Raw genomic sequence first — 25,835 nt, 5'->3', positions numbered from 1 at the left:
ATGTAGGTAAAAGCCCCAGGCAGGTGCGACAGACGGTGTAAAGTTGCCTTTGGTCGTGCTAGCTTTATGTCACTTGTTTTTTGCGTGGGTAAAACGCCTGTCAGAACATAGAGTTGGCGCCACGTGTTAAAGGCCTTTGAAGCCTTTGTTTTCAAGCATATTTTTATAGAGGCACGGGATTACATGGAAATCGGTCTGCGCGAGTGGCTGATCGTCATCGGCATCATTGTCATCGCCGGTATTCTTTTCGACGGCTGGCGCCGCATGCGCGGCGGCAAGGGCAAGTTGAAGTTCCGCCTGGACCGTAGCTACGCCAACGCCCCGGACGACGACGGCGGCGCCGAGGTGCTGGGCCCCTCGCGGGTGCTGGAAACCCATAAGGAGCCCGAGCTGGACGAAAGCGACCTGCCTTCGCTCAGCGCCCCGGTGCGTGAGCGCGAGCCCAAGCCGGCCAAGGCGTCCAAGCGCGGCAAGCGCAACAACAGCGAACCGCAGCAGGGCGATCTGAACCTGGCCGCGGAACCGCGTGAGCCGGATCTGTTCGATGGCAGCGACGACGACTTTGCCGCCGACAACAACCGCAACGCAGGTTTCAGTGCTTCCTCCGCGCCAGCCAAGGAGCTGCCGCCGGCCGAAGAAGTACTGGTGATCAGTGTCATCTCCCGTGACGAAGGCGGTTTCAAGGGCCCGGCCCTGCTGCAGAACATCCTGGAAAGCGGTCTGCGCTTCGGTGAGATGGATATCTTCCACCGTCACGAGAGCATGGCCGGTCACGGCGAAGTGCTGTTCTCCATGGCCAACGCCGTCAAGCCCGGCGTGTTCGACCTGGACGACATTGACCACTTCAGCACTCGTGCGGTGAGCTTCTTCCTCGGTCTGCCCGGCCCGCGTCATCCCAAGCAGGCCTTCGACGTGATGGTCGCCGCCGCCCGCAAGCTGGCCCATGAGCTCAACGGTGAGCTCAAGGACGACCAGCGCAGCGTGCTGACTGCCCAGACCATCGAGCACTATCGCCAGCGCATCGTCGAGTTCGAGCGCCGTGCCCTGACCCAGAAACGCTGATGTGTACGAGCGGGCGGATCCAGCCTCGATCCGCGCCGCGATGATTCAAGCAAAAGAGCAGCCAGGGGCTGCTCTTTTGCTTTGCAAGAGAAGACGACCCATGACCGCCGAATCCCGAATCCATGCCCTGCGCGCCGAACTCGACCAGCACAACTACCGCTACTACGTGCTCGACGAACCGAGTGTGCCCGATGCCGAATACGACCGCCTGTTCAACGAGCTCAAGGCGCTGGAGGCCGAGCACCCGCACCTGGTGACCCCGGACTCGCCGACCCAGCGCGTCGGTGGCGCGGCACTGGCGGCGTTCAGCCAGGTCCGTCACGAAGTGCCCATGCTCAGCCTGGGCAATGCCTTCGAGGAAGACGACCTGCGCGACTTTGCTCGCCGCGTGGTGGAAGGCCTGGATTTGCCCGGCGGCGATCAGGCAGCGGTGGACTACAGCTGCGAGCCGAAGCTCGACGGCCTGGCGGTCAGTCTGCTGTACCGCGATGGCCAGTTGGTGCAGGGCGCCACCCGGGGTGATGGCACCACTGGAGAGGACATCAGCACCAATGTGCGCACTGTGCGCAACATCCCGCTCAAGCTGCAGGGAGAGGGCTGGCCGGCGCTGCTCGAGGTGCGCGGCGAGGTGTACATGAGCAAGGCCGGTTTCGAAAAGCTCAACGCCGCCCAGGCCGATGCCGGTGGCAAGACCTTCGCCAACCCGCGTAACGCCGCGGCCGGCAGCCTGCGTCAGCTGGACTCGAAGATCACCGCCAGCCGCCCACTGGAATTCTGCTGCTACGGCGTCGGCCAGGTGTCCGAGCCCTTTGGCGACAGCCATATCGGTATTCTCGAGAAGCTCAAGACCTGGGGGCTGCCGATCAGTCGCGAGCTGCGCCATGCGGCCGGTATCGAAGAATGCCTGGCCTACTATCGTGATATCGGGGCCCGCCGCAACGAGTTGCCCTATGAGATCGACGGCGTGGTGTTCAAGGTCAACAGCCTGGCGTCGCAGCGTGAATTGGGCTTCCGTGCGCGCGAGCCGCGCTGGGCGATCGCCCACAAGTTCCCGGCCATGGAAGAGCTCACCGAGGTGCTCGATGTCGAGTTCCAGGTTGGGCGCACCGGCGCGGTCACGCCGGTGGCGCGTCTCAAGCCGGTCAAGGTAGCGGGTGTGACCGTCTCCAACGCTACCTTGCACAACATGGACGAGATCGCCCGCCTGGGCCTGCGTATCGGTGACACGGTGATCATCCGTCGTGCCGGTGACGTGATCCCGCAGGTGATGCAGGTGGTGCTCGAGCGCCGTCCTGAAGGTGCCCGCCCGGTCCAGGTGCCCAGTGAGTGTCCGGTGTGTGGCTCGCAGGTCGAGCGCACCCAGCTGGTCAAGCGCAGCAAGGGCAAGGAGACCACCAGCGAAGGCGCGGTGTATCGCTGCGTCGGGCGCCTGAGCTGCGCCGCCCAGCTCAAGCAGGCGATCATCCACTACGTGTCGCGCCGGGCCATGGACATCGACGGCCTGGGCGAGAAGAGCGTCGAGCAATTGGTCGACGAGAACCTGATCCGCTCGCCGGCCGATCTCTACCACCTGACCTTCGACCAGGTGGTAGCGCTGGAAGGCTTTGCCGAGGTGTCGAGCAACAAGCTGCTGGCGGCCATCGAAGCCAGCAAACGCCCGAGCCTGGCGCGTTTCATCTATGCATTGGGTATTCCCGATGTCGGCGAGGAGACCGCCAAGGTCCTGGCTCGATCCCTGGGTAGCCTGGCACGGGTGCAGGTGGCGTTGCCGCAGGTGCTGACCTACCTGCCGGATATCGGCCTTGAGGTTGCTCACGAGATTCACAACTTCTTCGAGGACGCGCACAACCGTGAGGTCATCGCGCAGTTGCTGGCCAGTGGCATGCAGTTGCAGGACGAGGGTGAGCTGGCCGCCGAGTTCGCCGCCAGCACCACGCTGGCCGGCATGCTCGCCAAGCTCGACATCCCCTCGGTCGGGCCGACCGGCGCCGAGAAGCTGGTGGACAAGCTGGGCACCTTGGAGCGGATCATCGCCGCCGACGGCATCGACCTGCGCCAGGCCCTGAACACCAAGCAGGCCGAAGGCGTGCGCGAGTTCTTCAAGGTCGAGGCCAACCAGCAGCTGGCACGCGCCATCGAAGCCCAATTGCTGGACTTCGGCATGCACTGGTCGTGCGAGAAGAAGTCTGCCGAAGGCTTGCCGCTGGCCGGCCAGACCTGGGTGCTGACCGGTACCCTGGAGCGCATGAGCCGCGACATCGCCAAGGAAAAGCTGGAAAGCCTGGGGGCCAAGGTGGCGGGCTCCGTGTCCGGCAAGACCCACTGCGTGGTCGCCGGGCCCGGCGCCGGTTCCAAGCTGGCCAAGGCCGGCGAGCTGGGCGTTGCGGTGATGGACGAGGAGGCCTTCGTGGGCTTCCTGGCGGAGCGTGGTATCAGCGTCTGAACCCACCGGCCTTATCGCGGGGCAAGCCCGCTCCCACGGGTGCTGATGCGTGGGAGCGGGCTTGCCCCGCGATAGATTTGCCACAAGTCCTTGAGAAATGATGGTTTTTTCACGATCAAAGGTTGTAACTTCGCCCCGGCGCTGTACAATGGCGCGGCTCGTCAGCTGACGAGCCGTCGTGGTGGCCCCATCGGTCCCCCCGCATTGATTACCCGTTAACCTGGTCAGGCCCGGAAGGGAGCAGCCATAGCGGGAACATCGAGTGCCGGGGTGTGGCTGGTGGGGCCGCCTCCATTTTGGGCGCAGGGATTTTCCGGCGTACCTGTCAGGCGTCGCCCTTCAGACGCGTTTCTTTACACCCTCGCACCGTTTTCCGCCTGCACGATCCCGCGCAGCGCCTTATCATGCATCCCATCGTGTCAGCCCATTCGGCCAGGAGATAGCGACCGTGGAACATGTCGACGACCTCACCCGCCAGAAGATCCGCGAGTGGCAGTTGCGCCGCCTGGAAATCAAGGACCAGATGGCTGCCAGCCCCGAGCGCGTGCTGGAGCTGTCGCAGGTCCTCGACCAGATGGAAGAAGAGCATGAGCGCATCCTCGAAGCAGCAACTGTGCCGGTGGCAGTGACGGCTGACGCGGCGGCCTTCGAGCTGCAGGTGCAGGTGTCGGCGCAGTCGGTGCGTGACTTGCGCAAGCTGCTGGAGCTGGCCCTGCATGAGCTCGATGGCGTGCTCGATGCACCGCAGGCGGGTGCCAGCTATCCCGGCGACATGGCGGGGTCGTTGGGGGCCTACCGCTTCGAGCTGGTGGTGGGGCAGGCCGCTGAATCCGACAAACCTTGAGTGATCCCCGGACCCGTACCGACATGCAGCCCGAGCACTTCGACTTTTCCCATCCGGTGTACCTGCCGGTCACCGCAGAGGTGTGCCAAGGCTTGCTGCAGGCCGAGGGCGCGCCTGCGCTCGACGCCCTGGGCGAGCCGGAGCTGGCGGCAGTGCTGGTGATCCAGAACCTGGCCCAGGCGCAGGGGCCGGTCGATGCGCGGGCGGCGGAGAAGGTGTTGGGCAAGCTGTTGGCGTGGGCGGTCGAGGGCGCGCACTCGCCTGGTGTAGGGTTGTTGTCCGAGGCCCGTCGACTGTTCGATGCGCGCAAGCTCTATTTCGGCCTCGAGGTGATCAAGGGCTCCAAACTGCGGCTGCTCGATGCCGAACAGGTGCAGGCGCGGGAGTACCTGCTGGCGGACGGCAAGTGGGATTTCGACTACCGCATTCGCCTGCATCACGGTGACAATCCATTCAGCCAGCGGGTGACCACCGGCTTCGATACCGAGCGTTGGCTGACCGTCGAGCAGGACAAGTTGCTCAAGGTCATCCAGGCCAATCTCGACGAGGACATCCATGTGCAGGGCTATGCCGGGATCGGCAAGAGCTACCTGCTCGGCGCGCTGATGGAATGCCTGCCCCGTGGCCGGGTACTGGCCCTGGCACGCACGCCGGCCAAGCTCGGTACCCTGCGTCGGCGCATGGGGCTGGATGTCCAGGCGAAGGTCGGCATGACCTTCGGCCAGTTCGCCCGGGCCCTGCTCAAGGATACCCGGCCGGTTTCCGCCCGAACGGCGCCGCGCGGTCCCGGCAAGCGCCGGCTGGCCGAAGAGCTGGGGATCGTCGGGCTGCGCGAGTACGACGCCGAGCATGCCCTGGATATCTGCCTGGAAGTGCTGCGCAACTATTGCGAGTCGCGGGACTACAGCCTGTCCAGCCGCCACCTGCCGCATTTTCGCCAGGCGCTGTCCGGCCTCGATGCCCAGGTGCTGCTCGAGTACGCCAGTCGCCTGTGGCGTTACCTGGAGGCGCAGCCGACCTGGGGCGCGCAGACCGGGTTCGAGGCGTTGCTGATGCTCAAGCGGGCCAGCCTGGGCGGCTGTAGCGTGCCCGGGCGTTTCAGCCACGTGATCATCGACGAGAGTCAGGACGTGCCGGCCTCGCTGCTGCAGCTCATCGAGCGTGGCCGCCAGGTGCTGATCACCCTGGGTGACGAATACCAGAAAGCCGCCGGCGAGGTGGTCAGGCGCGAGCGTCAGGTGCGGCAGAAGGACATGGCCTTCGCCGTGCGCTCCGGGCCCAGGGTGGAGCGCCTGATCAACCCGTTGATCGGTATGCACTCGAAGAAGTCCAAGGTCGCGTTCGAGGCGGCGCGGCATGTCGATGTCGGTATCGAGCACTTCCCCGAGGGTTTCATCCCGCCCGAGGGCTGCGTGGTGCTGACCGCCTCGCGCTGGGACACGATGCGCTGGGCCATGGAAATGGCCGAGTCCAACTGCCTGCTGAACTTCCCCGACTGGCCGGACATGCGCCGTTTCATGGTCACCGCGATCGGCCTGTTCAGGGCCGCGTTCTATGCGCCCGGACAGGACGCTGAAGGGCCGCATGCGTACTTCGCGCACCTGCTCGACTGGCAGCAGGTGCGTGAGTCCGAACGTTTCGATGCCGCGTTCCAATGGGTCGAGGCGCGGCTGGAGGCGGGGTTCAAACTCGCCGACCTGACTGGCCTGGATGCGCGCGTCGCCGCGCAGCCTGCCAGCCTCACGCTGTTGATGGCCGAGGAGGCCGGTGGCCTGGAGTTCGATCAGGTGTTGTTGACGCCGGAGCTGATGACCACCCAGCGCTTCAAGGACGCCTACGCCTTCGATGCGCGGATCTGCGCGGTGTACATCGCCCTGTCGCGGGCGCGTCGGCAGTTGTATCTGCCGTATGACGTGGAAGAGTGGATCAACTACCACAAGGGCCAGCCGTTCCGCGAGCTGCACGGCTACTGACCCCACCGTCGTATTCTGGTCTGGCGGGCCTTATCGCGGGGCAAGGCGACTGCCACGCTTGCCCTTGCTGGCTGACACCTGCATCAATCGCTGGAAAGTCGAGCACTGCAGGTGGTTTTCTTCGGGGCATACCGCCGCATGCCGCAGACCTTTGCTCATCGCCTGCAAGCGTTTGATCCGTCGGTCGATCTCGTCTGCCTTGGCCAGTAGCAACTGCCGATCGACCTGTTGTTCGTCCAGCATCGCCGCCACTTCGTCCAGCGAGAAGCCTGCTGCCTGACCCAGGGCGATCAGGGCCAGACGCTCGGGTGTATCCACTGGAAATTGCCGGCGCTGGCCATGGCCAGCGAGTGATTTCAGCAGCCCCTTGTTCGCGTAGTAACGCAGTGTCGACGCCGGCACTCCGGTGCGCCTGGCGACATCGGCAATGTCCATCGCGGCTCCCTTGACTTGAAGTTGACTTCAACTTGCATGCTGCTCGGCATCGACCTCTCCGTCAATCTGCCAAGGGCTTTCGACATGACTGTTTCTTCTCTCGTGCTTTCCATTCTGTTTATCGGCATCGGCGCCACTCTGGTCATGGACCTGTGGACCCTGCTGCTCAGGCGCGTGGGCGTCACCACCCTGAACTACGCAATGGTCGGGCGCTGGGCGGGCCACCTGTTCGCGGGGCGCTGGCGGCATGCCGCAATCGGCAAGGCTGCACCGGTCAGGTGGGAGCTGGCGTGGGGCTGGGTGCTCCACTACGCCACGGGGCTGGTGTTTGCGGCGCTGCTGGTGGCTGTTGCAGGGGAGGGGTGGTTGCAGGGGCCGACACTGTGGCCAGCCTTGCTGTTTGGAATCGTCTCGGTGCTTGTACCGTTGTGTGTGGTGCAGCCTGCGTTTGGGGCGGGGTATTTCGCCACCCGTACCCCGACGCCGCTCAAGAGCTGCCTGCGTAGCCTGGCCACGCATGGCGTGTTCGGTTTAGGCCTGTTCCTGAGTGCGGTAGTGTTGGCAGGCGTGCGGAGAGGGTTGACAGGTTGAACCGGAGTGTTTGGACCAATGGAGCCTGTCTCATGCTTGTCTTGGGTGAGGGCATCCAGGTGTCCGCCGCAATCCCTGCAGCGCCTATCAGATCGAGCGCCGCCCGCGCGGCGCATCGCGACGCAAGGCCGCTCCTACATTTGTTGCAACGTGCCGAACCTGTCAGGCCATGGTTGCCCGCCTTGGTGCATGTCTTGAGACAGGTGGAGCGGCAGTGGTGCCCACGCTGATACCGCGTCGTACCAACAAGGCGGACCCGGTAATGGCACAGGATTGACTGGCCCGAAACAGATGTAGGAGCGGCCTTGCGTCGCGATGCGCCGCGCGGGCGGCGCTCGATCTGATAGGCGCTGCAACGCTAATGTCGAGCACCTTGAAGGACCTGGCCGTCGGTATACCGCTCGACAATCCGCTCCTACATTTGTTGCAACGTGCCGAACCTGTCAGGCCATGGTTGCCCGCCTTGGTGCATGTCTTGAGACAGGTGGAGCGGCAGTGGTGCCCACGCTGATACCGCGTCGTACCAACAAGGCGGACCCGGTAATGGCACAGGATTGACTGGCCCGAAACAGATGTAGGAGCGGCCTTGCGTCGCGATGCGCCGCGCGGGCGGCGCTCGATCTGATAGGCGCTGCAACGCTAACGTCGAGCACCTTGAAGGACCTGGCCGTCGGTATACCGCTCGACAATCCGCTGCATCTCCCCGGACTCCTTGATCCGCACCAACGCCCTGAGCACACCTTGGGTCGGTAATTGGGGATCGTTGCGCACCATGCAGCCCAGCGCTTGCTCTTCCAGCACGGCCAAGGCTTGCAGGCGTTGCCCCGGCGGCAGGGAGCGGTTGTACCACTGCAATGACAGCTGGTTGCTGACTGCGTGGCGAAAGCGTCCAGCCTGGAGCTTTTGCAAGGCCAGCAACTGGTTACGGCTGTCCTCGCGCTGCAGACGTCCCTGGCTGAACAGGGGTTCCAGGGTGGGGTAGGTGTACCCAAGCACGGTGCCGATGGCCTGGGGCGGCAGTGCCTCCGGGTGGGTGGGACCGCTGTCGCCGGGGCGGCCGATCAACAGGTCGCGCTGTTCGATGATGGGGATGCTCCACAGGTAGTTGCCCGGTCGGTCGGTCAGCCACTGGGTGGAGACATAGCAGCGCACGTCGATTTCGCCGGCCTGCATGGCCTCCTGCAGGCGCAGGCGGGCCATCACGTGGTATTGCGGGCGGGCGTCGGTCTCCCGGGCAATGGCCTGCATCAGTTCGAAAAGGATCCCTTCCACCGGTTGCTGGTCCTCGGTGCGCATCAACGGCATGCTCCAGCTTTCGGCGACAGAAAAGCGCAGCACCGGCTGCTGCGCCAGGCTATGGGTGGTCCATAGCAACAGGATGACCAGGACTCGCCGCACGCTTCATCCTCCCTGATTCATCGTCCGTGTGCCCGTCAATGAGCTTAGACGAGATCGGCGGGGTGCAATTTCGGCCCCGCTCCGCTAGCATTAGCGCTCTTTCCGCCCGCTCCGGTCACGATGGTTTTTTGATGAGTTATCAGGTTCTTGCACGTAAATGGCGTCCGCGCTCGTTCCGCGAAATGGTCGGCCAGACCCATGTGCTCAAGGCTTTGATCAACGCCCTGGACAACCAGCGCCTGCACCACGCCTATCTGTTCACCGGTACCCGTGGCGTGGGCAAGACCACCATCGCGCGGATCATCGCCAAGTGCCTGAACTGCGAGACCGGCATCACCTCCACGCCGTGCGGCACCTGTTCGGTGTGCCGGGAGATCGACGAAGGCCGTTTCGTCGACCTGATCGAGATCGACGCCGCCAGCCGCACCAAGGTCGAGGACACCCGCGAGCTGCTCGACAATGTGCAGTACGCGCCGAGCCGCGGGCGCTTCAAGGTCTACCTGATCGACGAAGTGCACATGCTCTCCACCCACTCGTTCAACGCCTTGTTGAAGACGCTGGAAGAGCCGCCGCCCTACGTCAAGTTCATTCTCGCCACCACCGACCCGCAGAAGCTGCCGGCGACCATCCTGTCGCGCTGCCTGCAGTTCTCGCTGAAGAACATGAGCCCGGAACGGGTGGTCGAGCACCTGACCCATGTGCTGGGCGCCGAGAACGTGCCGTTCGAAGAGGACGCCCTGTGGCTGCTCGGTCGCGCCGCCGATGGCTCGATGCGCGACGCCATGAGCCTGACCGACCAGGCCATCGCCTTCGGCGAGGGCAAGGTGTTGGCCGCCGATGTGCGGGCGATGCTCGGCACCCTCGACCACGGCCAGGTGTACGGGGTGTTGCAGGCGTTGCTCGAAGGTGATGCCCGGGCGCTGCTGCAGGCGGTGCGCGACCTGGCCGAGCAAGGGCCGGACTGGAGCGGCGTGCTGTCGGAAATGCTCAATGTGCTGCACCGCGTGGCCATCGCCCAGGCCCTGCCGGAGGCGGTCGACAATGGCCAGGGCGATCGTGATCGCGTGCTGGCGCTGGCCCAGGCGCTGCCGGCTGAGGATGTGCAGTTCTACTACCAGATGGGCCTGATCGGTCGTCGCGACCTGCCGCTGGCGCCAGACCCGCGTGGTGGCTTCGAGATGGTCCTGCTGCGCATGCTGGCGTTCCGCCCGGCCGATACCGATGACGCGCCGAAGCCGGTACTAAAGCCGGTGGGGATCAGCCAGGCCACAGCTGATCCGGCCCAAGCGGTGGCAGCGGCGGCTGTGGCCGTGGCGCCGCCCGTTGCCGTCAGCCCTGTCGCTGAAACGGTCGCGCCAGTGCCCGTGGCTGAGCCACCCGTGCAGCCGGAGCCGCCAGTCGTCGACGCGCCGGCCGTTGCCGAGGTTGTCGAGGCGGCGCAATCGGAATCAGAACCAGAGCCCGAGCCGCAGCCCGTCGAAGAGGTCATCGACCTGCCGTGGGAGGAGCCGGTTGCCGCGCCGGTGCCAGTTGTGCCCGAGCAACCGTCCGAGCCGGCACCCGTGGTCGAAGCTGCCAGCCCGCAGCCGGATTATGACGAGCCGCCGTTCGATCCGTCGGCCTACAGCCCGGCGGGCATGGAGCGCGACGACGAGCCGCCGGCGGACGAGGACTACTACGCGCCCGACAGCGACCCGGCTGGCTTCAGCTACCTGGACGAACTGGCCGAGCACGTGCAGGAAGAGGCGCCCACCCAGGCGCCGGAGCCGCTGCCGGCGGCCATGCCCGCGACCGGGCTGGCCCTGCAATGGCTGGAATTATTCCCACAGTTGCCTGTCTCCGGTATGACAGGCAACATCGCCGCAAACTGTACGCTGATGGCCGCCGATGGCGATGATTGGCTGCTGCACCTGGACCCGGGGCAGGGCGCGCTGTTCAACTCGACGCAGCAGCGCCGGTTGAACGACGCGCTCAACCAGCACCTGGGCCGCGAGATCCGCCTGAAGATCGAGCTGATCCGCCCCGAGCAGGAGACTCCGGCCCAGGCCGCCTCGCGCAAGCGTGCCGAGCGCCAGCATGACGCCGTGGTGTCGATCGAGCAGGATCCGCTCATCCAGCAGATGATCCGGCAGTTCGGCGCGACGGTCAGGCAGGATACTATTGAGCCTGTAGACGCCCTGGCCAGCCAGGGCCAATGAACGGATAACCATGCGGCCCGCCTGTGCGGGGCCGCATCACATGACCCAATCGAGGTATACCCCCATGATGAAAGGTGGCATGGCCGGCCTGATGAAGCAGGCCCAGCAGATGCAGGAAAAGATGCAGAAGATGCAGGAAGAACTGGCCAACGCCGAAGTCACCGGCCAGTCCGGTGGCGGCCTGGTGAGCGTGGTGATGACCGGTCGTCACGACGTCAAGCGTGTCAGCATCGACCAGAGCCTGATGTCGACCGACGCGGACGACAAGGAAGTGCTCGAGGACCTGATCGCCGCCGCGCTGAACGACGCCGTGCGCAAGATCGAGCAGAACAGCCAGGACAAGATGGGCAGCATGACCGCCGGCATGCAACTGCCGCCTGGTTTCAAGATGCCGTTCTGATCGGCTGATCGCTTCACATCGGGGAGCAACGACCTGCGGGACGTTGCTCCCTTGTTCATTGTGTTTCCTGAAATTGGACGGCCTGCCGAGATGAGCTTCAGCCCCCTGATCCGCCAACTGATCGACGCCCTGCGCATCCTGCCCGGCGTCGGTCAGAAAACCGCCCAACGCATGGCCCTGCAGCTGCTCGAACGCGACCGCAGCGGCGGCACGCGCCTGGCCCAGGCGCTGAGCCAGGCCATGGAAGGCGTCGGCCACTGCCGCCAGTGCCGGACCCTGACCGAGCAGGAGCTGTGCCCGCAGTGCGCCGACCCGCGCCGCGACGACAGCCAGCTGTGCGTGGTGGAGGGGCCGATGGATGTGTATGCGGTGGAACAGACCGGCTATCGTGGCCGTTACTTCGTGCTCAAGGGGCACTTGTCGCCGCTCGATGGCCTGGGGCCTGAGGCCATCGGTATTCCGCAGTTGATGGCGCGGATCGAGGAGCAGGGCACCTTCAGTGAGGTGATCCTGGCGACCAACCCCACGGTGGAGGGGGAGGCGACTGCCCACTACATCGCCCAGCTGCTGGCCGAGAAGGGCCTGGCCGCCACGCGCATTGCCCATGGCGTGCCGTTGGGCGGGGAGCTGGAGCTGGTGGATGGCGGGACGCTGGCCCATGCTTTCGCGGGGCGTCGGCCGATTTCGCTGTAAGTCTATGTAAAGCATCGCGGGGCAAGCCCGCTCCCACGCCGATCCGTGTCGATCTCGTGGGAGCGGGCTTGCCCCGCGATCGTTCTGGACGCGAACTCAGTACTCGCTGAGGGAAAACTCGGTCAGGCAGAAGGTCGGCACCCCGGCCGCCTGCAGGCGGCGCGAACCTTCCAGCTCCGGTAGGTCGATGATCGCCGCCGCTTCGAACACCTGGGCACCGGTGCGGCGCACCAGGTTGGCCGCGGCCAGCAGAGTGCCGCCGGTGGCGATCAGGTCATCGAAGATCAATACCGAGTCGCCGTCGCAGAGGCTGTCGGCATGCACTTCCAGGAAGGCTTCGCCGTACTCCGTCTGGTAACCCTCGCTCAACACGTCGGCCGGCAGCTTGCCCTGCTTGCGGAACAGGATCAGCGGTTTGTTCAGCTGGTGGGCGATGATCGAACCGATCAGGAAGCCCCGCGCGTCCATGGCGCCGATATGGCTGAACTCGGCTTCGACATAGCGCTCGATGAACTGGTCGGCGACATAACGCAGCCCGCGCGGCGACTGGAACAGTGGGGTGATGTCGCGGAAGATCACGCCCGGCTTGGGGAAGTCCACTACCGGGCGGATCAGGGCTTTGAGGTCGAAGGTGTCGCTGTGCATGGCGGGTATCCTGGAAAAACTCGGCGCCAGTATACCCTGTTCACGGGGCGATCAGGTTTCGAGCGCACCACCGGCCAGCGCGCACAGCTGGATCGGGTCGAGGATATGCACTTCCTTGCCCTCGGCCTTGAGCAAGCCGTTCTGCTGGAAGCGGGTGAACACCCGGGACACGGTTTCTACGGCCAGACCCAGGTAGTTGCCGATCTCGTTGCGCGACATGCTCAGGCGGAACTGGTTGGCCGAGTAGCCGCGGGCGCGGAAGCGCGCCGACAGGTTGACCAGGAAGGTGGCGATGCGCTCGTCGGCGGTCTTCTTCGACAGCAGCAGCATCATTTGCTGGTCGTCGCGGATCTCGCGGCTCATCACCCGCATCAGCTGGCGGCGCAACTGCGGCAGCTGCACCGACAGTTCGTCGAGGCGCTCGAAGGGAATCTCGCACACCGAGGTGGTTTCCTGGGCCTGGGCCGACACCGGGTAGGCCTCGGTGTCCATGCCGGACAGGCCGACCAGCTCGCTGGGCAGATGGAAGCCAGTGATCTGTTCTTCGCCGGCATCGCTGAGGCTGAAGGTTTTCAGGGCGCCGGAGCGGACCGCATAGACCGAGCCGAAATTGTCACCTTGGCGGAACAGGAACTCGCCTTTCTTCAACGGGCGGCCGCGTTTGACGATTTCATCCAGTGCATCCATGTCCTCGAGGTTGAGGGACAGGGGCAGGCACAGGGGGGCCAGGCTGCAATCCTTGCAATGGGCCTGGCTGTGTGGGCGCAGTTTTACTGGCTCGGACATTTCTTTCGATCCTTGTGGGAAAGCACACATAAGCCGTAAGGATAACCTGCGGCATGGGCTATAGGCCAGTGTGCGCATTTTTGGTGCACGCTAGCGGCGGCAGGGAAGGGGTGTTCCGCTACCGTTCAACTGTCCATAGTGTGCCTCGAAAGGCGGGCTGTCCATGCGGTGAAACGCCTCAATCGCCTCAGATCACCCGGGAGAAACGCTGGCGATTCTGCTGCGCGAGGTAGGCGTCGAACACCATGCACACCGAGCGCGCCAGCAGGCGGCCGGCCGGCAGGATGCGGATGCCCTTGGCGTCCAGGCTGATCAGGCCGTCGCGCTGCATGGCCTGCAGTTGCGGCCACTGCTCCTTGAAATAGCCGCGAAAATCGAGGGTGAAGGCCTGCTCGATCGTCTCGAAATCCAGCTCGAAGTGGCAGATCAGTTGCTGGATCACCGCCCGGCGCAGGCGATCGTCCTGGTTGCACAGAAGGCCGCGGTGGGTTGCCAGCTGGGCGGTCGAGAGGGTGTCCTGGTAGGTGCTGAGGTCGCTGCTGTTCTGGCAGTACAGGTCGCCGATCTGGCTGATCGCCGACACGCCCAGGCCGATCAGGTCGCAATGGCCATGGGTGGTGTAGCCCTGGAAGTTGCGCTGCAGGGTGCCTTCCTCCTGGGCAATGGCCAGCTCGTCGTCGGGCAGGGCGAAGTGGTCCATGCCGATGTAGCGGTAGCCGGCGGCGGTCAGCTGGTCGATGGTGGCGTGGAGCATTTCCAGCTTGGCCGCCGGCGCCGGCAGGTCGGCGCTGTCGATGCGCCGCTGGGGCATGAAGCGCTCGGGTAGGTGCGCATAGTTGAATACCGACAGGCGGTCGGGCTGCAGGCGGATCACTTCCTCGACGGTGCGGGCGAAGCCTTCCGGGGTCTGCTTGGGCAGGCCGTAGATCAGGTCGAGGTTGATCGAGCGGAACTGCAGGGTACGTGCCGCCTCGATCAGTGTGCGGGTCTGCTCCAGGCTCTGCAGGCGGTTGACCGCGCGCTGCACGGCCGGATCGAGGTCCTGCACGCCGAGGCTGACGCGGTTGAAACCCAGCTCGCGAAGCAGGCCCATGGTCGACCAGTCGGCCTCGCGCGGGTCGATCTCGATGCCGTAGTCGCCGGAGTCGTCGTCCAGCAGGTGGAAGTGCTGACGCAGGGTGGCCATCAGTTGGCGCAGTTCCACATGGCTGAGGAAAGTCGGTGTGCCGCCGCCGAAGTGCAGTTGCTCGACCACCTGTTTCGGGTCGAGGTGGCAGGCGATCAGCTGGATCTCCTGCTCCAGGCGCTGCAGATACGGCGCGGCGCGGCCACGGTCCTTGGTGATGACCTTGTTGCAGGCGCAGTAGTAGCAGATGTTGGCGCAGAACGGCACGTGCACGTACAGCGACAGCGGGCGGGTTGCGCGGCGGCTCTCGCGCAGGGCGTGGAGCAGGTCGAACGAGCCCACTTCGCCATGCAGTTGCACGGCGGTCGGGTAGGAGGTGTAGCGTGGCCCGGCCAGATCGTAGCGACGGATCAGGTCGGCGTCCCAGCGTAGGTCGTCGAGCATGTGGGTGGTCCCCGGATAGAGCTGCAGTGTCCGGAGTCTAGGGGCGGATGTAAGAAGTCGTGTTGATTTGTATCAAGGTGAGTTGGCGACCGTCGCGGGGCTGGCGTGGGACGGGCTTGCCCTGCGATCAGTGTCCCATCAACCAGTGCTGATGCGGTCCAGGCAACGTCCATAAACCAAACAGGATAACCAGCAAGCCACCGGCCACACGCACGCCGCGCTTGCGCAGTAAGGCGCCCACGCGCTCCGCCGCGAGTCCCGTGGCCAGCAGCACCGGCCAGGTGCCGACGCCGAACGCCAGCATCAGCGCCGCGCTGTGCAGTGCATCGCCCTGGCTCGCCGCCCACAGCAAGGTGCTGTATACCAGCCCGCATGGCAACCAGCCCCACAGGGCGCCCAGCAGCAGGGCCCGAGGTAGGCTGGATACCGGCAGCAGGCGGGTGGCCACGGGTTGCACATGGCGCCACAGGCCGCGGCCGAGCGCCTCGATACGGGTCAGGCCGCTCCACCAGCCGGCCAGGTACAGGCCCATGGAGATCAGCAGCAGCGCCGCGATGACGCGCAAGCCGATGGCCAGCGGGCTGCTGGCCAGCGCCACGCCGGCAAGGCCTAGCAGCAGGCCCGCGGCGGCATAGCTGAGGATGCGCCCGAGGTTGTAGGCCAGCAGCAGGCGCAGGCGCCGGCCGCGCTGCTCGGGTGGGATGGCCAGGGTCAGGGCGCCCATCAGGCCGCCGCACATGCCCAGGCAGTGGCCGCCGCCGAGCAGGCCCAGGACCAGTGCCGAGCCCAGGAGCGGAATCAGTTCAGGCACGTGGCGCGGGGTCCTTGTCGTCGGGCTGTTCGTCCCCGGGCTTCACGGCGGCCTGGTGGCGCGGGTCCTGGTCATCGAACAGGATGCTGTGGGCCGGGCCTTCGAGGTCGTCGTACTGGCCGCTGTCCACCGCCCAGAAGAAGATGTACACGGCGACGCCGACCAGCAGCAGGGCGGCGGGGATCATCACGTAGAGGGCGGGCATAGCGGTTTCCTTTCGAGCGACGCCGGCTCGCGCGCGGCCGGCGCCGCATCGGCGGGCAGCCGGGTCAGGCGCAGGGCGTTGAGCACCACGATCAGCGAACTGACCGACATGCCGATCGCCGCCCACACCGGGGTGATCCAGCCGAGCGCGGCGAACGGCAGCATGAGGCCATTGTACAGCGTCGCCCAGAGCAGGTTCTCGACAATGTTGCGGCGGGTCCGGCGGGCCAGGTCGAAGGCCTGCACCAGCGCCTGCAGGCGGTTGGACAGCAGCACCGCGTCGGCGCTGGTCTTGGCAAGATCGGTGGCGCTGCCCATGGCGATGCTGATGTCGGCAGCAGCCAGCACCGGCACGTCGTTGACGCCGTCGCCGAGCATCAGCACCTTGCGTCCTTCGCCTTGCAGGACCTTGAGGCGGGCGAGCTTGTCGTCCGGGCGCAGGCCGCCGATCGCCTGGTCGATGCCCAGCTGCGCGGCCACTTCCGCGACCATCGGCGAACTGTCGCCGGACAGCAGCAGCGTTTGCCAGCCACGGGCCTTGCAGGCGGTCACCAGGTCCTGGGCGTCGTCGCGCAGACGGTCGTCCAGGGCGAACCAGGCCAGCGGCCCTTGCCGGTCGCCCAGCAGCAGCCACTGTCCGCGAGACTCAGGCACAGCGGGCACTTCGGCGCCGCTGAGGGCGCAGACGAAGGCGGCCTGGCCGATGCGCAGGCGCTGGCCGCCCAGCTCGCCTTCCAGGCCCAGTCCCGGCACCGCGCTGACGTGCTCGGCGGCCTGGGCGGCGCGGCCGAAGGCGCGGGCGATGGGGTGCTCGGAGCGGTTTTCCAGGGCGGCGGCCAGCGCCAGGCACTGGTCGCCGTCCAGTCGGCCCAGCGGGCGCACGCTGCGCAGGGCCAGGCGACCCTCGGTGAGGGTGCCGGTCTTGTCGAAGATCACCGTGTCGATCTGGTTCAGCCCCTCCAGCACATGCCCGCGGGTTATAAGCAGGCCGAGCTTGTGCAGGCTGCCGGTGGCCGCTGTGAGGGCGGTCGGCGTGGCCAGCGACAGGGCGCAGGGGCAGGTGGCGACCAGCATGGCGAGGACGATCCAGAACGCCCGGGGCGCATCCAGTTGCCACCAGACCACGCCGATCACGGCGGCGGCCACCAGGGTGAACAGCAGGAACCATTGCGAGGCGCGGTCGGCGATTTCCGCCAGGCGTGGCTTCTCGGACTGAGCGCGCTCCAGCAGGCGGACGATGGCCGACAGTCGCGAGTCCTGGCCCAGGGCCTGGACTTCGATGGTGAGGGTGCTTTCGACGTTGAGGGTGCCGCCGGTCACCCGGTCGCCGACGCGACGCGCCAGGGGCAGGTATTCGCCGGTCAGCAGCGATTCGTCGACGCTGGAGCGACCATCGACGATCAGCCCGTCGGCCGGGATCACCGCACCGGGCAGCACCTGCACCCGGTCGCCGCACTGCAGTTCGCCAAGCAGGATGCGCTCGCCCTGGCCGTTGGCGTCCAGGCGCAGGCACGAGGCCGGCAACAGGTTGACCAACTGCGCGGTGGCTGCCGCGGTGCGCTCTCGGGCGCGGCGTTCGAGGTAGCGGCCGGTGAGCAGGAACAGGGCGAACATGCCGACGGTGTCGAAATACAGCTCGCCACTGCCGGTGATCGCGGTCCAGATCCCGGCGCAGTAGGCCAGGGCGATGGCCAACGACACCGACACGTCCATCGTCAGGTGGCGGGTGCGCAGGTCGCGGGCCGCGCCCTTGAAGAACGGCGCGCAGCTGTAGAACACGATGGGGGTGGTGAGGAACAGCGCGACCCAGCGCAGGATGGTGTGCAGTTCGGGCGACAGGTCGATGTTGAATTCCGGCCAGGTGGCCATGGTCGCCATCATCGCCTGGAACCACAGCAGCCCGGCCACGCCCAGGCGGCGCAGGGCGCTGCGGTTTTCCCGGGCCAGCTGTTCGGCGGCCTGGTCGGGCTGGTAGGGGTGGGCGGCGTAGCCGATCTGGCGCAGCTCGGCCAGCAGCCTGGACAGCGGCAGTCGCTGGTCGTCCCAGGCGATCAGCAGGCGATGGTTGGACAGGTTCAGGCGGGCGTCGTCGACGCCGGGCAGGTTGCGCAGGTGCTTTTCGATCAACCAGCCGCAGGCGGCGCAGCTGATGCCTTCGACCATCAGGATGGTTTCAGCCAGTTCGCCGGCATGGCGCACGAAGGATTGCTGCACGTCGCTGCGGTCGTACAGCGCCAGTTCATCCTGGAGCTGGCGGGGCAGGGCTTCGGGGTTGGCGCTGGTGTCACTGCGGTGCTGGTAGTAGTGCTCCAGGCCACCGGCGACGATCGATTCGGCCACCGCTTGGCAACCGGGGCAGCAGAACTGTCGCGGCTCGCCGAGGACCACGGCGGTGAAGCGGCTGCCGGCGGGAACGGGCAGGGCGCAGTGGTAGCAGGGGGTGGGGTGGGTCATTTTGAGTCTATCTTTTGGCTTGGGATTGCCGGGGCCGCCTTGCGGCCCTTTCGCGACACAAGGCCGCTCCTACAGGGGAGCGCGTGCTCCTGTAGGAGCGGCCTTGTGTCGCGAAAGGGCTGCAAGGCAGCCCCCAGCGGTATCGCGTTCATTGCTGGTGCTCGGCACCTTGCAACGCTTCATCCCCCAGCTGCAAGGTCACCCCATGCTCGACCTTCTCCTCCTCGAACAGCCGCCACACATGTTCATCCTGGCTACCCAGCAACTCGACGAAGCGCCGCCCCTGGACCTTGTCGTCGAGCTGGCCGACATAGCGGCCCGGTTCGGCGCGGGTCAGCGGCACCTTGCGGTCCTTGTCCGGCTGGGTCGGCGAGATCAGGTTCAGCTCCAGCGTCTGCGGGTCGCTGTTGCCGGTCAGGCGCACGTCGACTTCACCGGTCAGCTCGTCCAGGTGCACGCTGGCCTTGAGGTTGAGCGTCTGGGCCAGCAGCTCGCGGTCCAGCGAGCGGTTGATGCCCTTGCCAGCCTCGTAGTAGTTGTCGTTGACCAGATTGTCCGGATTGCGCACGGCGATGCTGACCATGGTCAGGCTCAGGCACACCGAGGTGGTGAGGATGCCGATGATGATCCAGGGCCAGAGGTGCTTGTACCAAGGACTGGCGGCGGTGGCTGCAGGCATTGTTCGTCTTCTCTCTCAGCGGATCTGTGGGCCGATGAAACGGCTCTTGGCTTCAACCTGGGTGGCGCTGTCGTCGGCGTCCTTGAGGATGAAGGTGATTTCGTTGGTGGTCGAGGGCAGTTTTTCCGGGGCCACCGACAGTTGCACCGGCAAGCTGGCGATATCCCCGGCGGCGACGCGGATCTCGCGCTGGCCTTCGAGCCTGAGGTCGGGCAGGCCGGCGGCGTCGAGCACGTAAACGTGGTCGCGCTGGTCCTTGTTCATCACTTTCAGGCTGTAGACGTTCTCGATTCGGCCCTGGGCGTTCTCGCGGTACAGCACGCGGTCCTTGGCCACGTCGAAGCCCACCAGCGAGCGAGTGGCGAAGGCGGTGACCAGGGCGCCAATCATCACCAGCAGCACCAGGGCGTAGCCGATCAGGCGCGGGCGCAGCATGTGGGTCTTCTGCCCGGACAGGTTGTGCTCGGTGGTGTAGCTGATCAGGCCCTTGGGGTAGTTCATCTTGTCCATGATGCTGTCGCAGGCGTCGATGCAGGCGGCGCAGCCGATGCACTCGATCTGCAGGCCGTCGCGGATGTCGATGCCGGTGGGGCAGACCTGCACGCACATGGTGCAGTCGATGCAGTCGCCCAGGCCCTTGGCCTTGTAGTCGATGTCTTTCTTGCGCGGGCCGCGGGTCTCGCCGCGGCGCGGGTCGTAGGAGACGATCAGGGTGTCCTTGTCGAACATCACGCTCTGGAAGCGCGCGTATGGGCACATGTAGATGCACACCTGCTCGCGCAGCCAGCCGGCGTTGCCGTAGGTGGCCAAGGTGAAGAAGCCGACCCAGAAGTAGGCCCAGCCATCGGCTTCGCCGGTAAAGAACTCGATGGCCAGTTCGCGGATCGGCGCGAAGTAGCCGACGAAGGTCATGCCGGTGACGAAGCCGATCAGCAGCCACAGGCTGTGCTTGGCCAGCTTGCGCAGGAACTTGTTGGCGCTCATGGGCGCCTTGTCCAGCTTCATGCGTTGATTGCGATCGCCTTCGGTGACTTTCTCGCACCACATGAACACCCAGGTCCACACGCTCTGCGGGCAGGTGTAGCCGCACCAGACCCTCCCTGCATAGACCGTGATGAAGAACAGGCCGAAGGCGGCGACGATCAGGATGCCCGAGAGCAGGATGAAGTCCTGGGGCCAGATGGTGGCGCCGAAGATGTAGAACTTGCGTTCGGGCAGGTTCCACCAGACGGCCTGGTGGCCGCCCCAGTTCAGCCAGACGGTGCCGAAGTACAGCAGAAACAGTGCCGCGCCGCCGACCATCCGCAGCCTGCGGAAGATGCCGGTGAAGGCGCGGGTGTAGATTTTTTCGCGCGAGGCGTAGAGATCGACGGAATCCTTCCCTTTGCTGGCAGGCGGGGTGACGTCATGTACCGGAATTTGCTTGCTCATCATCAAGTCCCACGGCAGTGGAGAAACGCCGCGGCCAGTGCGTGCCGGCCGCAGTCTCGCGCGTTCTGCTAGCGCTCTGCGGCCCATGATACGCCTGAGATGGCATGCCTGGGGCGCACTGCGACACTTCGTCGCGTTGGGTTGTTGATAGGAATCGTGATATGGCGGCTGTCAATTGATCCAGGTCAGTCGTGGTTCGTTTTGGGCTCGCTGAAGCAATCGTGGGAGCGGGCTTGCCCCGCGATGGTCGCGAAGCTGACGACGCCATCGCGGGGCAAGCCCGCTCCCACGGTTCAACCTGTCACTCGGTCTTTGGTGACTGCTGCTCCTGGTGCGACAGGCTGTAGACGTAGGCCGCCAGCAGGTGGACCTTGTCGTTGCCCTGCATCTGCGCCTGTGCCGGCATCTGCCCCTGGCGGCCATAGCGGATGGTCTGCTGCAGCTGGGCGAAGCTCGAGCCGTAGATGAACGCCTGCGGATGGGTCAGGTTCGGCGCGCCCATGGCCGGGGTGCCCTTGCCTTCGGGGCCGTGGCAGGCCACGCAGTTGGTGGCGAAGAGCTGCTGGCCCTTGACCGGGTCGGCCTTGGCGTCCTCGGGCAGCTTGCGGCCGTCGAGGTTGGTCAGCACGAAGGCTGCTACATCCGCCACGCCCTGCTCGCCGATCACCGTGGCCCAGCCCGGCATCACGCCGTGGCGACCGTTCATGATGGTGGTCTTGATGGTCTCCGGCTCGCCGCCCCAGCGCCAGTCGTTGTCGGTCAGGTTGGGGAAGCCGTAGGCGCCGCGGGCGTCGGAGCCGTGGCACACCGAGCAGTTGGAGGCGAACAGGCGGGCGCCCATCTTCAGCGCCTGCGGGTCCTTGGCCACGTCTTCCAGCGGCATGGCGGCGAACTTGGCGAAGATCGGCCCGAAGCGGGCATCGGCCTTGGCCATTTCCTTTTCCCACTCGTGCACGCCGGTCCAGCCGGCCTGGCCGTTGGCGAACTCGGTCTTCTTGTCGTTGTCCAGGTACGCGTAGCCCGGCAGGATGCCTTTCCAGTTGCCAAGGCCCGGGTAGAGCACCAGGTAGCCGAGGGCGAAGATGACGGTGCCGACGAACAGCCAGAACCACCATTTCGGCAGCGGGTTGTCGTACTCCTCGATGCCGTCGAAGGCGTGGCCGACGACTTCGTCGGTGATTTCCTCGCGCTGGCCCTTGCGGGTCGACAGCAGCAGCCAGGTCAAGGCGAAGATGGTGCCCAGGGTCAGGACGGTGACGTACAGACTCCAGAAGGTTGTCATTGTTGTTTGCTCCTAGAAGCTTTTGCTTGCTCGACGTGCCGGGTGGCTTCTGGATCGTCCGCGAACGGCAATTGCGTCGCTTCGTCGAATTCCTGCTTGCGTCGCGGGCTGAATACCCACAACGCCAGGCCCACGAAGGCCACCAGCACCACGACGGTGCCCAGGCCGCGAATCATCCCGATATCCATCAGTTCACCGTTTGCTTTTGATGAGGGTGCCAAGGCCTTGCAGGTACGCCACGATGGCGTCCATCTCGGTCTTGCCCTTGACTGCGTCCTTGGCGCCGGCGATGTCTTCGTCGGTGTAGGGCACGCCCAGGGTGCGCAGCACTTCCATCTTCTTGGCGGTGTCCTTGCCGTCGAGCTTGTTCTCCACCAGCCACGGGTACGACGGCATCTTCGATTCCGGTACCACGTTGCGCGGGTTGTACAGGTGGGCGCGGTGCCAGTCGTCCGAGTAGCGGCCGCCGACGCGGGCAAGGTCGGGACCTGTGCGCTTGGAGCCCCACAGGAACGGGTGGTCCCACACGCTCTCGCCGGCCACCGAGTAGTGGCCGTAACGCTCGGTCTCGGCGCGGAATGGCCTGATCATCTGCGAGTGGCAGCCCACGCAGCCTTCGCGGATGTAGATGTCGCGCCCCTCGAGCTCCAGCGCGGTGCGCGGTTTCATGCCCTCGACCGGCTTGTTGGTGACGTCCTGGAAGAACAGCGGGACGATCTGCGTGAGGCCACCGACGCTGACGGCGATGACCATGAAGAAGGCCATCAGGCCAATGTTCTTCTCGACTGCTTCATGCTTCATCAGTGGGCTCCCACGACGACGATCTTGGCGGCTTCCTCAGCCTGAACCGGGTTGGCGGCGCGCACGGTACGGAACACGTTGTAGGCCATCAGCAGCATGCCGGAGGCGAAGAACGCACCGCCCAGGGCGCGGACGATGTAGCCCGGGTGGCTGGCCTGCAGGGCTTCGACGAAGGAGTAGGTGAGGGTGCCGTCGTCGTTGATGGCGCGCCACATCAGGCCCTGGGTGATGCCGTTGACCCACATCGAGGCGATGTACAGCACGGTGCCGATGGTGGCCAGCCAGAAGTGCGCGTTGATCAGGCCGATGCTGTGCATCTGCTCGCGGCCGTAGAGTTTCGGGATCATGTGGTAGACCGCGCCGATCGAGATCATCGCCACCCAGCCGAGGGCGCCGGCATGCACGTGGCCGATGGTCCAGTCGGTGTAGTGCGACAGCGAGTTGACGGTCTTGATGGCCATCATCGGGCCTTCGAAGGTGGACATGCCGTAGAACGCCAGGGACACCACCAAAAAGCGCAGGATCGGGTCGGTGCGCAGCTTATGCCAGGCCCCCGACAGGGTCATCATGCCGTTGATCATGCCGCCCCAGCTCGGCGCCAGGAGGATGATCGACATCACCATGCCCAGCGACTGCGCCCAGTCGGGCAACGCGGTGTAGTGCAGGTGGTGGGGGCCGGCCCAGATGTACAGGGTGATCAGTGCCCAGAAGTGCACGATGGACAGGCGATAGGAATAGATCGGCCGTTCGGCCTGCTTGGGCACGAAGTAGTACATCATGCCCAGGAAGCCGGTGGTGAGGAAAAAGCCCACGGCGTTGTGCCCGTACCACCACTGGATCATCGCGTCGGTGGCGCCGGCGTAGGCCGAGTATGACTTGAACAGGCTCACCGGCAGGGAGATGTGGTTGACGATGTGCAGCATCGCGGTGACCACGATGAAGGCGCCGTAGAACCAGTTGCCGACGTAGATGTGCTTGGTCTTGCGCTTGACGATGGTGCCGAAGAACACCAGGGCGTAGGTGACCCAGACGATGGCCAGCAGGATCGCCAGCGGCCACTCGAGCTCGGCGTATTCCTTGGTGGTGGTGTAGCCCATCGGCAGGGTGATCAGCGCGCCGACGATCACCGCCTGCCAGCCCCAGAAGGTGAAGGCGGCCATGCTGTCGGAAATCAGGCGGGTCTGGCAGGTTCGCTGCACCACGTAGTAGCTGGTGGCGAACAGGGCGCAGCCACCGAAGGCGAAGATCACCAGGTTGGTGTGCAGCGGGCGCAGGCGGCCGAAGCTCGTCCATGGCAGGTCCAGGTTCAGCTGGGGCCATACCAGTTGCGAGGCGATGAAGACGCCGAGCCCCATGCCAAGGATCCCCCAGACCACCGTCATGATGGCGAACTGGCGGACGACCTTATAGTTATAAGCAGTCGGACTGATTGCAGTGCTCATTCTAAGGTTCCACGGTTTGGGTGTTCTTGTTGGTTGGTAAATCGGCGCCAGTATCGATAACCACCAGGGTTATGGCAACGCAAGGAAACCTGCGCCGACCCGTGTCCAGACCCTTTCCACCGCCGTCCCGCGGCTTTTGGGCTGGATGATTGTACACAAATAAATATTTGTAATGTGTACCGTTTTCCATATTTTTCTGATCGTTCGGTCAAGCTTTTCAGGCGCCTGGACGGGCATGCAAGGCGCTGTCCGGAAACCGCAGGTTCGAACGTGGAGGCGGATGCGTGGCGTCAGGCTGTGCGCCACGTCTGTTCCGCCTGCTGCGAGCGAAGCCACTGTGGCAACAAGCTTAGTTGTGTTCGGAGGGGGTGCAAGGCGGGGAGGGGAGAGGGGGCGGTCTGTAGGAGATCACCAAACCCTTTGGGGCTGCACTCTCGCGCAGGGAGCGGAGTTGCAGGCTTTTACAGCGTGGGAGCGGGCTTGCCCCGCGATGGCGTCGGTTCCGGCGATGAGGTCGTCAGGTCTGGCGCCATCGCGGGGCAAGCCCGCTCCCACGAGTGTTACTTGGCAGTCACTGTTTCAGTGGCCTGCTCCTGCGACAGGCTGTACACATAGGCCGCCAGCAGGTGGACCTTGTCGTTGCCCTGGATGTCGTGCTGTGCCGGCATCTGGCCCTGGCGACCATAGCGGATGGTCTGCTGCAGCTGGGCGAAGCTCGAGCCGTAGATGAACGCCTGCGGATGGGTCAGGTTCGGCGCGCCCATGGCCGGGGTGCCCTTGCCTTCAGGCCCGTGGCAGGCCACGCAGTTGCTGGCGAACAGCTCCTGGCCCTTGACCGGGTCGGCCTTGACGCCTTCCGGCAGGCTGCGGCCATCGAGGTTGGTCAGCACGAAGGCCGCCACGTCGGCCACGCCCTGCTCGCCGATCACCGTGGACCAGCCAGGCATGATGCCGTGGCGGCCGTTCATGATCGAGGCCTTGATGGTCTCCGGCTCGCCGCCCCAGCGCCAGTCGCTGTCGGTCAGGTTGGGGAAGCCGTAGGAGCCCTTGGCGTCGGAGCCGTGGCACACCGAGCAGTTGGAGGCGAACAGCCGGCTGCCCATCTTCAGCGCCTGTGGATCCTTGGCCACTTCCTCCACCGGCATGGCGGCGTACTTGGCGAAGATCGGGCCGAACTTGGCGTCGGCCTTGTCCATTTCTTTCTGCCACTCGTCCACCTGGGTCCAGCCATTCTCGTAGCCGGGCAGGATGCCTTTCCAGTTACCCAGGCCCGGGTAGAGGATCAGGTAGCCGACCGAGAACACCAGGGTGCCGACGAACAGCCAGAACCACCATTTCGGCAGCGGGTTGTCGTACTCCTCGATGCCGTCGAAGCTGTGGCCCATGGTCTGGTCGGTGGTGTCGCTGCTCTGGCCCTTGCGGGTGGCGAGCAGCAGCCAGGTCAGGCCGATCAGGCTGCCGATGGTCAGTACGCTGATGTACGTACTCCAGAAGGTGGTCATTGCTGGGTACTCCTCAATGCGGCAGGTTCCTGCCCGGCGGGGGGCAGGCGGTCGTCGACGAAGGGCAGCAGGCGCGCTTCGGCGAAATCACGGTCGCGGCGACGGTTGAATACCCAGAGCGACAGGCCGATGAAGGCGATCATCACCACCAGGGTGCCCAGGCCGCGGATCATGCCGATGTCCATTTCCAT

At 65.3% G+C, this 25,835-nt stretch carries 24 protein-coding genes and 1 other RNA gene; 9 read left to right on the top strand and 16 right to left on the bottom strand.

Going from position 1 to position 25,835, the window contains the following annotated elements; all coding sequences use genetic code 11:
- Positions 1 to 183 precede the first annotated feature (183 nt).
- From zipA to ACYUME_RS18125, 5 genes are all read left to right on the top strand, one after another.
- Positions 184 to 1,062, top strand: coding sequence for a cell division protein ZipA (zipA, locus tag ACYUME_RS18145; RefSeq protein ID WP_460416142.1), 879 nt, complete (start codon positions 184 to 186; stop codon positions 1,060 to 1,062).
- 100 nt (positions 1,063 to 1,162) lie between these two features.
- Entirely contained in the window at positions 1,163 to 3,505 is a 2,343-nt protein-coding gene (gene ligA, locus ACYUME_RS18140) for an NAD-dependent DNA ligase LigA (RefSeq protein ID WP_460416140.1), read from the top strand.
- A gap of 188 nt (positions 3,506 to 3,693) precedes the next feature.
- Positions 3,694 to 3,790: signal recognition particle sRNA small type (ffs, locus tag ACYUME_RS18135), an RNA gene on the top strand.
- A 163-nt stretch (positions 3,791 to 3,953) separates the two neighbouring features.
- On the top strand, positions 3,954 to 4,349 hold the full coding sequence (locus ACYUME_RS18130) for a hypothetical protein (protein WP_279887574.1): 396 nt from the start codon (positions 3,954 to 3,956) through the stop codon (positions 4,347 to 4,349).
- A 23-nt stretch (positions 4,350 to 4,372) separates the two neighbouring features.
- Positions 4,373 to 6,322 (top strand): hypothetical protein, encoded by a 1,950-nt coding sequence (locus ACYUME_RS18125; RefSeq protein ID WP_460419388.1) that lies wholly within the window; start codon positions 4,373 to 4,375, stop codon positions 6,320 to 6,322.
- 30 nt (positions 6,323 to 6,352) lie between these two features.
- Here the strand turns inward: ACYUME_RS18125 and ACYUME_RS18120 are convergent, their stop codons facing one another.
- Complete coding sequence (locus tag ACYUME_RS18120; RefSeq protein ID WP_460416138.1) at positions 6,353 to 6,757, bottom strand: helix-turn-helix domain-containing protein; 405 nt, start codon at positions 6,755 to 6,757, stop codon at positions 6,353 to 6,355.
- Positions 6,758 to 6,841: 84 nt separating this feature from the next.
- On the opposite strand from ACYUME_RS18120, the gene ACYUME_RS18115 reads away from it, so the two are divergent.
- Positions 6,842 to 7,348: a DUF2938 domain-containing protein gene (locus tag ACYUME_RS18115; protein WP_460419386.1), complete on the top strand. Its 507-nt coding sequence runs from the start codon at positions 6,842 to 6,844 to the stop codon at positions 7,346 to 7,348.
- A 639-nt stretch (positions 7,349 to 7,987) separates the two neighbouring features.
- Here the strand turns inward: ACYUME_RS18115 and ACYUME_RS18110 are convergent.
- Positions 7,988 to 8,746, bottom strand: coding sequence for a substrate-binding periplasmic protein (locus tag ACYUME_RS18110; RefSeq protein WP_460416136.1), 759 nt, complete (start codon positions 8,744 to 8,746; stop codon positions 7,988 to 7,990).
- A 131-nt stretch (positions 8,747 to 8,877) separates the two neighbouring features.
- On the opposite strand from ACYUME_RS18110, the gene dnaX reads away from it, so the two are divergent.
- The 3 genes from dnaX to recR all read left to right on the top strand — a co-directional run bounded on the left by dnaX (position 8,878) and on the right by recR (position 12,037).
- Positions 8,878 to 10,944, top strand: coding sequence for a DNA polymerase III subunit gamma/tau (gene dnaX, locus ACYUME_RS18105; RefSeq protein ID WP_460416135.1), 2,067 nt, complete (start codon positions 8,878 to 8,880; stop codon positions 10,942 to 10,944).
- A 64-nt stretch (positions 10,945 to 11,008) separates the two neighbouring features.
- Positions 11,009 to 11,344: a YbaB/EbfC family nucleoid-associated protein gene (locus ACYUME_RS18100; RefSeq protein WP_011533041.1), complete on the top strand. Its 336-nt coding sequence runs from the start codon at positions 11,009 to 11,011 to the stop codon at positions 11,342 to 11,344.
- Positions 11,345 to 11,434: 90 nt separating this feature from the next.
- Positions 11,435 to 12,037: a recombination mediator RecR gene (recR, locus tag ACYUME_RS18095; protein WP_028692866.1), complete on the top strand. Its 603-nt coding sequence runs from the start codon at positions 11,435 to 11,437 to the stop codon at positions 12,035 to 12,037.
- Positions 12,038 to 12,133: 96 nt separating this feature from the next.
- Here recR and ACYUME_RS18090 read toward each other — a convergent pair whose 3' ends face one another.
- From ACYUME_RS18090 to ACYUME_RS18025, 14 genes are all read right to left on the bottom strand, one after another.
- Positions 12,134 to 12,682 carry an adenine phosphoribosyltransferase gene (locus ACYUME_RS18090; RefSeq protein WP_038705708.1) on the bottom strand — a complete coding sequence of 183 codons (549 nt, stop codon included), beginning with the start codon at positions 12,680 to 12,682 and terminating at the stop codon, positions 12,134 to 12,136.
- A 51-nt stretch (positions 12,683 to 12,733) separates the two neighbouring features.
- On the bottom strand, positions 12,734 to 13,468 hold the full coding sequence (gene fnrA / locus ACYUME_RS18085; RefSeq protein ID WP_279888617.1) for a Crp/Fnr family transcriptional regulator FnrA: 735 nt from the start codon (positions 13,466 to 13,468) through the stop codon (positions 12,734 to 12,736).
- A 187-nt stretch (positions 13,469 to 13,655) separates the two neighbouring features.
- On the bottom strand, positions 13,656 to 15,038 hold the full coding sequence (hemN, locus tag ACYUME_RS18080) for an oxygen-independent coproporphyrinogen III oxidase (protein ID WP_279888616.1): 1,383 nt from the start codon (positions 15,036 to 15,038) through the stop codon (positions 13,656 to 13,658).
- Positions 15,039 to 15,165: 127 nt separating this feature from the next.
- The gene (locus ACYUME_RS18075; protein WP_279888615.1) at positions 15,166 to 15,849 is read right to left on the bottom strand and encodes a sulfite exporter TauE/SafE family protein; all 684 of its coding nucleotides are present in this window, start codon (positions 15,847 to 15,849) and stop codon (positions 15,166 to 15,168) included.
- The gene (gene ccoS, locus ACYUME_RS18070; RefSeq protein WP_050706577.1) at positions 15,842 to 16,054 is read right to left on the bottom strand and encodes a cbb3-type cytochrome oxidase assembly protein CcoS; all 213 of its coding nucleotides are present in this window, start codon (positions 16,052 to 16,054) and stop codon (positions 15,842 to 15,844) included. Before ccoS ends, ACYUME_RS18075 begins: the two co-directional genes overlap by 8 nt.
- Complete coding sequence (locus ACYUME_RS18065) at positions 16,036 to 18,507, bottom strand: heavy metal translocating P-type ATPase (protein WP_460416130.1); 2,472 nt, start codon at positions 18,505 to 18,507, stop codon at positions 16,036 to 16,038. The genes ccoS and ACYUME_RS18065 overlap by 19 nt, the downstream gene beginning before the upstream one ends.
- 148 nt (positions 18,508 to 18,655) lie before the next feature.
- Positions 18,656 to 19,186 carry a FixH family protein gene (locus ACYUME_RS18060; protein ID WP_279883993.1) on the bottom strand — a complete coding sequence of 177 codons (531 nt, stop codon included), beginning with the start codon at positions 19,184 to 19,186 and terminating at the stop codon, positions 18,656 to 18,658.
- A 15-nt stretch (positions 19,187 to 19,201) separates the two neighbouring features.
- Positions 19,202 to 20,617 carry a cytochrome c oxidase accessory protein CcoG gene (gene ccoG / locus ACYUME_RS18055; protein ID WP_460416129.1) on the bottom strand — a complete coding sequence of 472 codons (1,416 nt, stop codon included), beginning with the start codon at positions 20,615 to 20,617 and terminating at the stop codon, positions 19,202 to 19,204.
- 301 nt (positions 20,618 to 20,918) lie between these two features.
- Positions 20,919 to 21,899 carry a cytochrome-c oxidase, cbb3-type subunit III gene (gene ccoP, locus ACYUME_RS18050; protein WP_460416128.1) on the bottom strand — a complete coding sequence of 327 codons (981 nt, stop codon included), beginning with the start codon at positions 21,897 to 21,899 and terminating at the stop codon, positions 20,919 to 20,921.
- Entirely contained in the window at positions 21,896 to 22,087 is a 192-nt protein-coding gene (locus ACYUME_RS18045) for a CcoQ/FixQ family Cbb3-type cytochrome c oxidase assembly chaperone (RefSeq protein ID WP_028692875.1), read from the bottom strand. Before ACYUME_RS18045 ends, ccoP (ACYUME_RS18050) begins: the two co-directional genes overlap by 4 nt.
- A gap of 4 nt (positions 22,088 to 22,091) precedes the next feature.
- Positions 22,092 to 22,700, bottom strand: a complete 609-nt coding sequence (gene ccoO / locus ACYUME_RS18040) for a cytochrome-c oxidase, cbb3-type subunit II (protein ID WP_279883986.1) — start codon at positions 22,698 to 22,700, stop codon at positions 22,092 to 22,094.
- Positions 22,700 to 24,142 (bottom strand): cytochrome-c oxidase, cbb3-type subunit I, encoded by a 1,443-nt coding sequence (gene ccoN, locus ACYUME_RS18035; protein ID WP_279883984.1) that lies wholly within the window; start codon positions 24,140 to 24,142, stop codon positions 22,700 to 22,702. The genes ccoO and ccoN overlap by 1 nt, the downstream gene beginning before the upstream one ends.
- Positions 24,143 to 24,702: 560 nt before the next feature.
- Positions 24,703 to 25,644 (bottom strand): cytochrome-c oxidase, cbb3-type subunit III, encoded by a 942-nt coding sequence (gene ccoP, locus ACYUME_RS18030; RefSeq protein ID WP_460416126.1) that lies wholly within the window; start codon positions 25,642 to 25,644, stop codon positions 24,703 to 24,705.
- Positions 25,641 to 25,835: a cbb3-type cytochrome oxidase subunit 3 gene (locus ACYUME_RS18025; protein ID WP_279805088.1), complete on the bottom strand. Its 195-nt coding sequence runs from the start codon at positions 25,833 to 25,835 to the stop codon at positions 25,641 to 25,643. The genes ccoP (ACYUME_RS18030) and ACYUME_RS18025 overlap by 4 nt, the downstream gene beginning before the upstream one ends.

Source organism: Pseudomonas sp. microsymbiont 2 (assembly GCF_054788395.1).
This window is presented reverse-complemented; position numbering and strand designations above follow the sequence as displayed.